Below are 12786 nucleotides of genomic sequence, written 5' to 3'. Positions count from 1 at the left end.
ACAGCACCAGGCCCGCACCAGTCACTACAAACGACGCGGACACATCCCCTGACCTTCGCCACCAGTCACAGCAAACACCGTTGCAGTACTAGGGCGCGTCCGTGCCTGGCCCTGTTTCAGGTGGTCAGGGGTTTCAGGTGGTCAGGGGTGGGCCCGGTTCGGGGTTGGGTACGGGTTCGGGGCCCGGCGGGATCGGGGAGGGTGACGGCTCCGGGGGGCCGGGCGCGGGTGGGGTCGGCAGCGGCCCGGGGCCCGGTGGCGGTGGGGTCGGCTGCGGACCCGGACCGGGTGGGGGTGGGGTTGGCTCGGGGCCGGGGCCGGGTTCCGGGGGTGGTACCGGGCTCGGGTAGGGGTCCGGTGGTGGGGGCGGCTCCGGGGTGGGCGGGGTGCCCGGTGGGGCGGGGTCTGGGTGCGGGTTCGTCATCGTGTCCTCCGCGCGGTCGTCGTTGTCACTGGACGTCGCCTCTGGACTACTCCCCCGCCTACCCGACCACCGCCGGGCCACTCACCCGAGTGGGCCGACCGGAGTTCAGGCGGTCACGGCCTGCGGGCTGCGCCGCTGGTCGGAACCCGGCACCGGCTCGGACGTGTCGGCACCGAGGGCCACGATCCGATTGTCGGCGTCGACATGCACGACCCGCGGCTTCAATTCCCGCGCCTCGGCGTCGTCGACCTGCGCGTAGCTGATGATGATCACCAGGTCCCCGGGGTGCACGAGATGCGCCGCCGCCCCATTGATCCCGACGACCCCGGACCCCCGCTCCCCCTCGATGACGTACGTCTCCAGCCGGGCGCCGTTCGTGATGTCCACGATGTGCACCAGCTCCCCGGGCAGCAGATCGGCCGCGTCGAGCAGGTCGGCATCGATCGTCACGGATCCCACGTAGTGCAGGTCGGCCTGGGTGACGGTGGCGCGATGGATCTTGGACTTGAACATGGTTCGCAGCATTTTGGACTCCTGAAAGACGGCTCCCCGCCTGCTTTCTGCAGGTCAGGGGCGCCCCTGACTGTACACGGGCACGTGTCGGACACGAAGCCCGCGAGGAACGTCAATTCGCTGAGAGGAAACGGGCTGCACGCCCGCGTTTCCGCGCGAACGAAGGCTGTTATAACGCCACCGAGCGAGCGCCTCTTCGGACAGCAGTATCGAAATGGGCGGGACTGACGCTGATCAGACACTGGCATACCTATCAACCCAAGCTGCATGCCATTTACACGGGCAAGGAGCAGATCTTGTCGTGGTGAATCCGGTCCATCAGCTTGTCATCACAGCTCCCCACCTCGTATCCGCACCAGTACGTGTAGTTCGGATGGCGCCGACGCCAAGCGTCCCGTTCCGCAGCGCCCACCAGCAGGATCACCGGGTTGTCGAAGTGGGCGTCACCGACTACCGCCGTCTGGAGCAGGTGGTGATCGTACGGGACGGGAGTACTCAAGGGACACGGGCCCCTCAAGATGTGGGTGAACCCTTACGGAGGCGGGCGGCGGACTCATGGATCCAGGTGGTGACGGGCCGTCGAATATCGGGAAATTCACCCAACAGGTGCTCGTATTCTAGCCATTTCTCCAGTACGTTCTCCACCATTCGTACAGCGACATCCCCGAGCCTGGCATCCGTGACGCCGAAACGATGGTCGAGGCGGCGTTCAAGACGTGTGAAGGAAGTTGCATTTACCGCTTCGAACCGCTTACTGCCGCCCAACTTGAGGCCAAGATCCTCGACCTCGTCGGACGGGGTATAGGGAATGGTGGACACCAGGTCGTAGACGGGTGACAGGCCTGGAGTGATCTGATCGCGGTAGATAAGTGACCAGTTCTTCAGGTGCGCGTCCCCGTTACCGACCACGACAGAGAAGGCAATCCGTCGGACCGCCTCCCGCAACGCTTCCACGTCATGGCCGCGATAGGCGAAGGAGGCAACCGTTTCGAAAGACGAGTTGTACTTGTCGATCGGGTAGACGTCCTTCACTTGGGCGAAGTCCTCGATGTGGATCCGCGCCCGGCCCTGCTGCGGAGAGCGGTCGAACCGCCGTACCGCATAGGCCCACTCCTCCCGGTTGGGCCACATGCGGTCGGGGATACCATCCAACTCGTCGCGGTGCACCAGGCGGACATCGGGCACATCCAGACCCACCTGCTTGGCAAGCGACATCATCGTGAATTCGTTACGCGGAACATGCGGATGGCGGTAGTCGGGGAATTTGACCAACCAGTCCCCCAGCTCCCCACCCACCGGTACCGTCAGGCGGTCACCTCGGTCCAGCAAGGAGAACTTCAAGGCAACACCAGCCAGAGAGAACCTCCAAGGGGACTCGCTTCCCCCAGCGCGTGCAGTTCCACCGGCCTTCCGCGCGATCCTGGCCTCACTCCATTCCCAGCCGTCATCGGGGCCGTCCGCAGGGAGCACCTGCACCGCTCCCGGCAGGTCGTGCCCAACCTGGGCGAGTAGTTCCATCTCGCGGTCCAGGGATACCCCCCGGTCTTGGGCGATCCACTCTCGCAGAGGGCCCTCTGGAAGGAGGTTGGAGAACCAACGGGGCAACCGCAAGGCAGCGGCATAGGACCCTGTCAAGTCTTCCTCGAAGCGCAAGCCGAGCACCGGCCGGGAGGGGTTCTCCACGTAGGACCGATTGAGAACGAAGCGCGTGTGGTCGCCCCGCTGGCAGAGCGTGCCCACCCGTACGCCGTGGAGGAGCACGGCGTGGAAAACCTCCGGCAGACGACCGGTCATGGCCATCCCTTCCGATGATGTGAATCCTGTACGGCTAACGCAGCTGGTCGTCGGAGAAGTCGATCTCCGGTTCGTTCTCCTCTTCGTCCTTGGCGTCAAAGTCCAGTCCGTCGAGGGACGGCGTGTCCTCGTAGTCCCATTCGGTCATCCGGGCAAGGAAGTCACCAAGGTGAGCACGAACGCGCATCTGGCGCGCTTCGAGGAAACCGGTCCGGTCTCCGCGCGCCAATGCGCTGAGGGCATCGTCATCGACGAGGTGCGAATCGATGGTTTCTCGCCAGGAGGTCTCATCGAGGTCGATACGGGGCTCCGTGAGCATCCGGAAAATCTCGGAGGGCAGATCCTCACCGAACGGCAGAAAGATCCGGTTGGCCGCCCACAGCCGTTTGTCCTTTTCGCCTGGCTCGTTAAGGCGGGGAAAGACATACGGAGTAGCGCCGACCGGCGTCTGCTCGTCACCGAGAACGCTGGAAAGGCTCTGGACGTCCGCAGGAGCTCCTGTGGCGAGGGAACGGGGTCGCAAGGACCACCATGCGCTGAGCACGATCTTCGTGGTGGCCTCATTCGTCCGAAAGCGGTCCGGGTTGGGGCGGGCGTATACAGCGCCCTTCATCGTTTCCAGGAGCGCTTGCAGGGACCCCTCTTCGTCACCGGGCTTGATCTTGTTGCTCAGAATACGGCTGAACTGAGTGAAGCTTCCCCTGAAGACTGACGGACCCGCGATCGACAGACGCCAGAAGAGGCGCCTCAACAAGCGTAGGCTGTTGGGCGTCGGTTCCGGGAAGTGCGCGAAGAACCGCGTGAGGACGACGAGCTGGGCCCGGTAGGGAAGCAGGGCGATGTGCGGTACCCCTGCAGTCTCGATCAAGAACATGACGGCGCGCACTAGCGCCTCCTCCGCCTCCCGATAGGCCGTCTGTTCGTCCTCCACGAACTCAAGCTCAGAGCGGCGGGACCCCGTACTGAACTCCGTCCGGATATCCCGCATGGGATCCGGGCCCCGCCGTGCTAGGAACGCCGCAAGGATCGTGTTGACGTCGATGGTTCCGAACAGCGTGCGGGAAGCCACATTGTCCGCGATGCGAGAGAAGTTCAGCCGACCTTCGAAGCCCTCCTCAGTACCAGAATTTAGGGCCGTAAAGATCTCTGCCCGGTTCAGCCGCCGACCGTAGTTGTTCATCCGGTCGAAGATGTCCGTCAGGACGCGCAGGTCATTCTGACGCACCAGGTAGGCGGGGACCTTGTACTGGCGAAGCTTGGTGGAAACCTCGTCCGCCTTGTAGTAATAGTCCTCCACATCCGGCCCCTGGGCACGGAACCAGCTCAGCAAACGGCGACCGTCGAAGAGCGTGGGAACGTCGATATGGTACGGCTCCAGACCGTACCGGGGTGTCTCGATGAACTCGTCCTCCGCCAGGTCATAGACCACGTTGAACGGCTCGTGCTTGTTGCCCTCAGGGTGCAACGCGTTGGCGAGGCTCGTCAGGCGCTGCTGGCCATCGACCACCCATAGCACCTCGTCGTGCGCCGGCGCCTCGATCACCAGATGTCCCAGCTTAATCTTCTCCGCAGGTGACTTCCGCACCCACAGCAGCAGGTTGCCCACCGGGTAGCCGCGCACGATGCTGTCAAAGAGCCGCAGCACGTCTTTGGCCTGCCAGCGGAAGCCACGCTGGAAATGCGGCACCCTGATCCGGCCCTGCCAAGCCCACGGGACGAGCTCACCGAGTTCGTAGGTGGTGGCGGTGGGCTGTGTCGTGAGGCCTAGGGCGGTCTCGGACATTTCCTGCTCCTATCGGGTCCTGGTCGAGCGGGGCTGAGGGCCACGGCGGGCCAAGTCAGAACATGATGCCTTCCGAACGGAAGAAGCGTGCCGTCGTCGAAGTCGATGGCCTGTCCATTCGCACGACAGGCCTCCTCGGAAGATCCACGCCTCACCGCCCATCGCGCACGAGCTCGTTAGGTCGGAGTGCCGGAACGCCCCCGCACCCAGCGCTGACCATTTGCTGACCGGCTGAGTCCCACGACGACTCTGACCTGCTGAAACAGTCAGATACTAGTTCTTAAATCTATTCGCAGCATAAGCGCTCTCTTAAGATAGTCTTTTTGCCCCCTTTTGCAGATCAAGGGCTGCCTCCGGAGGCTACCGCGCTCAGCCTGCGGAGAGGTACCGCTCCGTACACACACCTGACAAGAAGTTGTCACACATGACCCGGAATGCCCGCCCCGCGGGCGTCCGTTTTCATCGGTATGACTGTGGGAGTAGCACTCAACGCGAAGGACGCGCCCAACGAGGTCGACGCCACTGTTCGGCTGGCGCGGGAGGCGGCGGATGCCGGGCTGCGGTCCGCTTGGTTCGGGCAGACCTTTGGTGCGGATTCGCCGCAGCTCGCGGCGATCGTCGGGCGGGAGGTGCCCGGGCTGCAGGTGGGCACCTCAGCGATTCCCGTCTTCGGCCGGCATCCGCTGATCGTTTCCGGTCAGGCCCTGACCGCTCAAGCCGCGACGCACGGCCGGTACCACCTCGGTCTGGCCCTGGGCACCAAGTTGCTGACGGAGACCGGCTTCGGGCTGCCCTTCGAGCGGCCCATCGCCCGGCTGCGTGAATTCCTCACCGTCCTGCGGCAGTTGACGCGGACCGGCGCGGCCGACTTCCATGGTGAGCTGCTCACCGCGAGCACTCCGGTCCCGGCGCGGGTCGCGGGTGCCGAGGGCGGTGTGCCCCTGCTCGTCGCCGCGATGGGGCCGCAGGCGCTCCGGGTCAGCGGTGAGTTGGCGGACGGGATCCTGCCGTATCTGGCGGGGCCGCGTGCGCTGGCGGAGCACATCGTGCCGGCCGTGACCGCCGCCGCCGAGGGCGCGGGACGTCCCGCGCCCAGGGTCGTGGCCCTGGTGCCCGGCGTCGTCACGGACGACGTGGACGCGGTGCGGGCCAAGCTGACCGAGAGCCTCGCGTTCTACGAGCAGTTCCCGTCCTACGCCCGCGCCATCGAACTCTCCGGCGGCCGCCGGGCCGTCGACCTGGCCGTGATCGGCGACGAGAAGACGGTCGCGGCCGAGGTGCGGCGCTATCGCGACGCGGGCGCGACCGAGGTCGTGTTCACCACCACCGAGATCGCGGGGGACGCCGATCGCCACCGTACCTGGGCGCTCCTCGGCCAACTGGCCGGATGAAAGGGAGATTCATGACCACTGAAGCCATAACGGGGGGCTCCCAGGAGTTCACCGACGACTGGCAGCGCTGGTACCGCGCCCATGAGGCCAGGCTCGCCGGCCCGCACGGGTTCCTGGCCATCACCGGCCTGCACTGGCTCGACGACCGGCCGCGGCGCTTGCCCGACGCGCCGGGGGCGTGGCGCAGCGGCAGGGACGGAGTGGTCGTACTTCTCGATGAGCAGGAGGAACTCGTCATCGGCGGAACGCCGGTGCGGGGCGAGTACCGCTTCGGGGTGCTCGCCGAGCGCGGCGGTGTCGACGCGGTCTGGGGGGACGCCGTCATCGAGGTCGCCAGGCGGGGCGGCCATGACATCGTGCGCCCCCGGCACCCGGACGCGCCGCTGCGCACCGCCTTCTCCGGTACGCCCGCCTACTCCCCCGACCCGCGCTGGGCCGTGACCGGCCGGTACGTCCCCTTCGACGAGCCGCGGCCGACCACCGTGGGCGCGGCCGTCGAGGGGCTTGAGCATGTGTACGACGCGCCGGGGCGGATCGAGTTCGAGCTGCACGGGCGCGCGCTCTCCCTGACGGCGTTCCCCGGGCACGGGGCCGGCCGGCTGATGGTGCTGTTCACCGACGCGACCTCCGGGGTCACCACCTATGCGGCCAACCGGGTCCTGACCGTCGAGCCGCCCGCCGCCGACGGCACGGTCGTCCTGGACTTCAACCGTGCCGCGAACCTGCCGTGCGCCTACACGGACCTGGCCACCTGCCCGCTGCCGCCGGCCGAGAACCGGCTGCCGGTGGCGATCGAGGCGGGGCTGAGGATCCCCCGTGAGCGCGGCGGATCGTAGAGCGGATCGTGAAAAGGGCCGCTCCGCCGGAAGGTGGAGCGGCCCGCGCCCCTACGGCGCCGTACCGCGCGGGCTCACTTCTGCCAGCCCACCGTCTCCGGAAGCGGGTTGTAGAAGATGGTCGCGCCGACGTTGGCGAGGCCCTTCTTCACGCCGTAGGTCGAGGGACCGCTGAACAGCGGGAGGAAGGCGTACTGCCGCAGCGCCTCGCGCTCGACCTGGTTGGCCGCCGCGGCCTGCTTGCCGAGGTCGGCGATCTCGGTGGTGGCGCGGATCTTCTTGTCCAGTGCGGGCGTGCCCGCGCCGGTGATGTTGGAGTCGCGGTCGGAGCAGTAGAAGTCGCACAGGTAGCGGGCGCCGAACGGGTCCATCGAGCGGTTGCCCGACAGGAACAGGTCGAACTTGCGGTCGCTGAGGATCTTGGAGAAGTCCGACTCGTCGGCCTTCCTGATGTCGAGGCGGATGCCGACCGGCTTCAGCATCGCCGCGAAGGCGCCCGCGGTCGCCTTGTCCAGCGGGTCGTCGCCGAGGAGTGTGTAGCCGACTTCGAGCTTCTTGCCGTTCTTGACGCGTATGCCGTCGCTCCCGGGCTTCCAGCCCGCCGCGTCGAGTGCCTTCTTCGCGTCGTCCGGGGCGTACTTCAGTACGGCCGCGACGTTGTCCTGGTAGCCCTTCTGGAAGCTGTAGAGGATGGCGGAGCCGGGCAGCGGCTCCTTGTAGTCCAGGCCCTGGAACTGGATCTTCGCGATCTGGGAGCGGTCGACGCTCTCCTCGATGGCCTTGCGCACGGTGGGGTCGGCGAGGACGGGGGACTTGGAGTTCAGGTAGAGCGAGTACTCGAAGGGGCTGCCGCCGCTGCGGATCTCCGTGCCCGGGAGCCCCTTGATCTGCTTGAGGCTCTCGGCGTTGACCGCGGAGACGTAGTCCACCTGCCCGTTCTTGAAGGCGTTGACGGCGGCGGTCGACTCCAGGTTGACGTAGATGCGCTTGTCGAGCTTGCCCTTCTTGCCCCACCACTTCGGGTTGCGGACGAAGGTGATGTCACCCGAGTGGGTGTCCCACGTGCCGACCGTGTACGGCCCCGCGCCCCACTCCGGATGCGCCTTCTTGACGTACGCCTTGTTGAAGTTCTCGACCGTCGCGGCCTTGGGGTGCAGGAAGGTGGTGAAGAGGCTCGACCAGGAGGGGTACACCCCCTTGAAGGTGATCACGGCCTGTTTGGCGTTCTCGCCCTTCTCGACCGAGGTGATCTGGTCGTAGCCGTCCGTGGAGGAGGCGGCGTACGCCTTGTCGGAACCATTGTCGGCCTTCCAGGTGGCCTTGATCGCGGTCCAGTCGATGGGGGTGCCGTCGTTGAAGACAGCCTTGGGGTTGATGGTGAGCGTGACCTTCTGGTTGCCGCCCGCCACGGAGACCTTCACATCGCTGAAGTAGTCCGGGTTGTACTGCACTTCACCGGTCGGCGAGTAGGTGATCGCGTCGGCGTTGTACCAGGACCAGACGCGGGACGCCGTCAGCGTGGCATTGACGTTGAACGGATTGCCCTGGTCGTCGAAGGTCCCGACCGAGGTGTACGTGCCGCCGTCCTTGATCCGGTCGTACGGCGTCGGGTTGTAGTCGGCGACGGACGACGCGGCCTTGGGGGTGTTCTTCGCGTCCGATCCGGCGGAGTCCTTCCCCGAGGACTGGCACGCCGTGGCGGTGACGGCGATGGCGGCGAGCAGGGCGACGGGCAGGGCCAGTCTGGTGCGCATGGCGAGGGGTTCCTTCGGAAATCGGGGTAATCGGGGAGATCAGAAGATCGGGGAGATCAGGAGATCGGCGAGGCCGGCCGAGGAGGTCGGCGCCGGGGTTCAGACGCCGTGGCAGGCGTGCTGGTGGCCGGGGACTCCGGGCGTGGCGGTGAGCGCGGGGGGCCGGGTACGGCAGCGGTGCCGCAGTTCCTCGTCGGCGAGGCGGTACAGCGGGCAGCGGTCGACGAAGACGCACCCCTCGGGCAGGCGGGCGGCGCTGGGCTGTTCGCCCTCCAGGACGACGCGTTCGCGGGCGCGTTCCCGCTCCGGGTCGGGTATCGGAATCGCCGACAGCAGTGCCCGGGTGTAGGGGTGCTTCGGGTCGGCGAAGATCGCCTCGGTGTCCCCGGTCTCCACGATGTGCCCCAGGTACATCACGGCGATGCGATCGGAGATGTACCGGATCACGGCCAGATCGTGGGCGACCACGAGGTAGGCGAGGCCGAGTTCCCGCTTGAGCCGGGCCAGCAGGTTGATCACTCCGGCCTGTACCGAGACGTCCAGCGCGGACAGCGGTTCGTCGAGCGCGAGCAGCCTGGGCTCCGTGGCCAACGCGCGGGCGATGCCGACCCGTTGGCGCTGGCCGCCGGAGAGCGCGGCCGGGAAGCGGTCGCCCACCGAGTCGTCCAGGCCCACCAGGGCCAGCAGTTCGCGGACGCGCGCCCGGATCGACTCGCGATCGCGGCCGATCGCCCGCAGGGGCTCGGCCAGCAGGTGGAAGACGGGCAGCCGGGGGTCCAGCGCGCCCAGCGGGTCCTGCATGACGATCTGTACGTCCTGCCGCAGCTCGCGTGCCCGCGCGCCGGAGGTGACCGTGCCGACGTCGATGCCGGAGACCTCGATCCGGCCGCCTTCGGGCCGGGTGAGCCGCAGTATCTCCATCAGCGTGGTGGTCTTGCCGCTGCCGGACTCGCCCACCAGGCCGAGCGTTTCACCGGCGCGCAGTTCGAAGCCGACCCCGTTGACGGCGCGCAGCGTGCCGACCCGGCGCTTGAGGAGGGCGCCCTTGGTGACCGGGAACGTCTTGACGAGGTCGGTCACACGGAGCACCACCTCGCCGGCTTCGGCGGGGCGCGCGGGCGCCGGTGGGTCGACGGGCACGGCATCGCCCGCCGGGTCAAGGGATCCGTCGGCGATCTCGGCGGCGCGCAGGCAGGCCACGTCCCCGTGCCCGGTGACATGGCTCAGCTCGGGTTCGCCGGAGCGGCACGCGTCGAGGGCGACGGCGCAGCGGGGCGCGAAGGGGCAGCCGTCCGGGAGGCCCACCAGGGCGGGCGGTTCGCCGCCGATCGGGACCAGGGGGCGCCGGGCGCCGCCGTCCACGGTCGGTACGGCGGCCAGCAGCCGGGCGGTGTACGGCATCGTCGGCCGGTGGAAGAGTTCCCGGACGCCCGCGTGTTCCACGAACCGGCCCGCGTACATGACGGCGACATCGTCCGCGTGGCCGGCGACGACTCCGAGATCGTGGGTGATCAGGACGAGTCCGGCGCCGGTCTCCCGCTGCGCGAGCCGCAGTACGTCGAGGATCTGGGCCTGCACGGTGACATCGAGCGCGGTGGTGGGTTCGTCGGCCACCAGCACGGCCGGGCGGTTGGCGATGGCCATGGCGATGACCACGCGCTGGCGCATGCCGCCGGAGAATTCGTGCGGGAAGGCGGTGGCCCGGCCGCGTGGGTCGGGGATTCCCACGAGGTCGAGCAGTTGTACGGCTTGTTCCCAGGCGTCCCGCTTCGTCAGGTCCTGGTGGACCCGCAGGGCGTCGGAGAGCAGCCTGCCCACCGAGAAGATCGGGGTGAGGGCGGACAGGGGGTCCTGGAAGACCATGCCGATGGAGTTGCCGCGGATCTTCGACAGGGCACGGTCGTCGAGTCCGATCAGGTCCTGTCCGCCGAGCAGCACCTGGCCGCGCAGGTCGGCGGTGGGCGGCAGCAGCCCCATGATGCCCATCGCGGTGGCGGACTTGCCCGAGCCGGACTCGCCGACGATGCACAGGGTGCGGCCGGGCAGCAGGTCGAAGTCCACCCCGCGCACCGCCTCGACGGTGCCCGCCTCGGAGGGGAAGGAGATCCGCAGATCCCGCACGGACAGGACGGGGTCCGGGCCGATGGCCGGGGCCGGGGTGGGCAGCGGGGTCGTGAGGGTCATCGTCGGCCTCCCGCCGAGGTCACCGACGTGGGGTCGAGGGCGTCGCGCAGGCCGTCGCCGATGAGGGTCATGGACACGGTGAGCAGCACGACCAGTCCGGCGGGGAAGGCGAAGAGCCAGGGGGCGCTGGTGATGGTGCTCGCGCCGTCCGCGAGCATCGTGCCGAGCGACACGTCCGGGGTCTGGACGCCGAACCCCAGGAACGAGAGGGCGGTTTCGCTGAGCACGGTGGCCACGACGCCGAGCGTCAGATTGACGATCAGCAGGGAGCCGAGGTTGGGGATGATGTGGCGCAGGATGATCCGCAGCGGCCCGACGCCCATGAACTCGGCCGCCTTCACATAGTCCCGTTCGCGCAGCGAGGTCGAGACGGACCAGATCACCCGCGCGGTGGACATCCAGCCGAACACGGTGAGCACGACGATCAGGACGCGCCAGTCGCCGGCCAGCCGGTGGGAGACCAGGGCGAGGATGAGGAACGAGGGGACGATCAGCAGGAAGTGGATGACGGCGAGGGTCACCCGCTCCACGCGGCCCCCGAAGTAGGCGGCGCCGGAGCCGATGATCGCGGCGAGGACGATGGTCAGTGCCGACACGCTCACGGCGATCGTCAGGGAGCGCTGGAGCCCGTGCACGGCGCAGGCGTAGATGTCGTTGCCGCCCTGGTTGGTGCCGAACCAGTGCAGGCCGCTCGGGGGCTGGGTGAGGGCGGTGAAGTCGGTGTCGGTGTACGTGTAGGAGGTGAGCCGGTCGCCGAGGGCCGCGAACAGCACCAGCAGGACGAGGATCACCACTCCGGCGACGGCGAGGCGGTTGCGCAGGAAGCGCCGCAGATAGAGCCGGCCGAGGCCGAGGTTCGGCTGCTTGCGCGCGGTGGCCGCCGGTTCGGGGCTCAGCTCCGCGGGCGGGTGGGCGGGTGTGTCGATGGTCATGTCAGCTCACCCGCACCCGCGGGTCGAGGAACACCGTGGCGATGTCCGCGAGGATCGCGCCGATCGCGGTGAGCGCGGCGGCGAAGGCGGCCGTCGCGACCGCGCCGTGTACGTCGTTCTTGCTGATGGTCTGGATGAAGTAGCGGCCCATGCCGTTCCAGCCGAAGATCGTCTCCGTGATGACGGCGCCGGTGAAGACGGCCGGGACGCTGAACGCCACGGAGGCCGCCGTCGGGATGAGCGCGGCCCGCAGGGCATGCCTGCGGATGGCCTGGGCACGGGTGAGCCCGGTGGCCTGGGCGGTGCGCACGAAGTCGGAGTTGAGCGTGTCGAGCAGCAGCGAACGCTGGGTCAGGTGGTAGCCGACATATCCCATCAGGGTGAGTGTCAGGGTCGGCAGGATCAGGTGCAGGAGGCGGTCGAGGATCGTGGGGAACAGCCCGTCGACGCCCGGGGAGTTCTCGCCGGCGACGTAGAGGAAGTGCAGTCCGGCGTGCTGGTTCAGCCAGATGGCGACGAAGACCACGGCGAGGGCGGCGACGGACGTGGGGATGTTGAACACCACGATGGACACCGCCTGCGAGACCCGGTCGGCCCAGCCGTACTGCCGTGCGGCGGTGTAGACGCCGAGTGCGACGCCGACCACCACGGAGAGCACGGTGGCGATGACGACCAACTCCGCGCTGACCAGGGCCCGGTAGCCCACTTCCCCGTTGACGGAGACGCCGGTGGGGGACTTTCCCCAGTCGAAGTGCAGGATCACCGAGGTCAGCCAGTCCCACCAGCGGTGCACCAGCGGCACCCGGGGGTCCAGGTCGTACGGCGCGAGGGCCCGGTCGATCTGCGCCTCGCTGCGCACGGGCCGCAGCTCCTTGAAGTTCGACCGCGGGTCCAGGAACCAACTGGCGAGGAAATAGGTGGCGTTGGTCGCCACCACGATCATCAGGAGCCAGCCGGCCGCCTTGCGCATCACATAGCGCACCATGTGCGGCACCTCCTCACCACACACGGAACGCGTGCTGCTGGAGCACCGGGGAGACAGGGCGAATGCATGCGTGGTGACGCTTTCTGGGGGCACGGATGGGGTGCGGGGATACGCACACGTCAGCTTGGTCCCGTGCGTCACCGTGGCACCAGGCTTTGGCCGTTGGTGCCATGAGGTCGACATGTTGCCG

Annotated in this window: 10 protein-coding genes; 2 read left to right on the top strand and 8 right to left on the bottom strand. The window is 67.9% G+C overall.

Annotation, left to right across the window (positions count from 1 at the left end):
• Window positions 1–529 precede the first annotated feature (529 nt).
• The 4 genes from panD to AB0N90_RS31345 form a co-directional block, all read right to left on the bottom strand.
• On the bottom strand, window positions 530–949 hold the full coding sequence (panD, locus tag AB0N90_RS31360) for an aspartate 1-decarboxylase (RefSeq protein WP_365202322.1): 420 nt from the start codon (window positions 947–949) through the stop codon (window positions 530–532).
• Window positions 950–1211: 262 nt separating this feature from the next.
• A complete protein-coding gene (locus AB0N90_RS31355) occupies window positions 1212–1436 on the bottom strand; it encodes a hypothetical protein (protein ID WP_365202320.1) in 225 nt (74 codons plus the stop codon).
• 14 nt (window positions 1437–1450) lie between these two features.
• Window positions 1451–2731 (bottom strand): HipA domain-containing protein, encoded by a 1281-nt coding sequence (locus AB0N90_RS31350; protein WP_365202318.1) that lies wholly within the window; start codon window positions 2729–2731, stop codon window positions 1451–1453.
• Window positions 2732–2765: 34 nt separating this feature from the next.
• The gene (locus AB0N90_RS31345; RefSeq protein WP_365202316.1) at window positions 2766–4514 is read right to left on the bottom strand and encodes a DUF262 domain-containing protein; all 1749 of its coding nucleotides are present in this window, start codon (window positions 4512–4514) and stop codon (window positions 2766–2768) included.
• Between the two features lie 467 nt (window positions 4515–4981).
• On the opposite strand from AB0N90_RS31345, the gene AB0N90_RS31340 reads away from it, so the two are divergent.
• Window positions 4982–5905: an LLM class F420-dependent oxidoreductase gene (locus AB0N90_RS31340; protein WP_365202314.1), complete on the top strand. Its 924-nt coding sequence runs from the start codon at window positions 4982–4984 to the stop codon at window positions 5903–5905.
• A gap of 11 nt (window positions 5906–5916) precedes the next feature.
• On the top strand, window positions 5917–6741 hold the full coding sequence (locus AB0N90_RS31335; RefSeq protein ID WP_365202312.1) for a DUF1684 domain-containing protein: 825 nt from the start codon (window positions 5917–5919) through the stop codon (window positions 6739–6741).
• A gap of 74 nt (window positions 6742–6815) precedes the next feature.
• Here AB0N90_RS31335 and AB0N90_RS31330 read toward each other — a convergent pair whose 3' ends face one another.
• From AB0N90_RS31330 to AB0N90_RS31315, 4 genes are all read right to left on the bottom strand, one after another.
• Window positions 6816–8495 (bottom strand): ABC transporter family substrate-binding protein, encoded by a 1680-nt coding sequence (locus AB0N90_RS31330; RefSeq protein WP_365202311.1) that lies wholly within the window; start codon window positions 8493–8495, stop codon window positions 6816–6818.
• A gap of 99 nt (window positions 8496–8594) precedes the next feature.
• Window positions 8595–10679 carry an ABC transporter ATP-binding protein gene (locus AB0N90_RS31325; RefSeq protein ID WP_365202309.1) on the bottom strand — a complete coding sequence of 695 codons (2085 nt, stop codon included), beginning with the start codon at window positions 10677–10679 and terminating at the stop codon, window positions 8595–8597.
• A complete protein-coding gene (locus tag AB0N90_RS31320) occupies window positions 10676–11611 on the bottom strand; it encodes an ABC transporter permease (RefSeq protein ID WP_365202307.1) in 936 nt (311 codons plus the stop codon). Before AB0N90_RS31320 ends, AB0N90_RS31325 begins: the two co-directional genes overlap by 4 nt.
• A 1-nt stretch (window position 11612) precedes the next feature.
• Window positions 11613–12596, bottom strand: a complete 984-nt coding sequence (locus tag AB0N90_RS31315) for an ABC transporter permease (protein WP_361673433.1) — start codon at window positions 12594–12596, stop codon at window positions 11613–11615.
• Window positions 12597–12786 lie beyond the last annotated feature (190 nt).

The organism is Streptomyces sp. NPDC093018 (genome assembly GCF_040684035.1).
GTDB classification, from domain to species: Bacteria; Actinomycetota; Actinomycetes; order Streptomycetales; family Streptomycetaceae; genus Streptomyces; species Streptomyces murinus.
The sequence above is the reverse complement of the archived record's forward strand: the minus strand, read 5'-3'. Positions and strand labels throughout refer to the sequence as shown.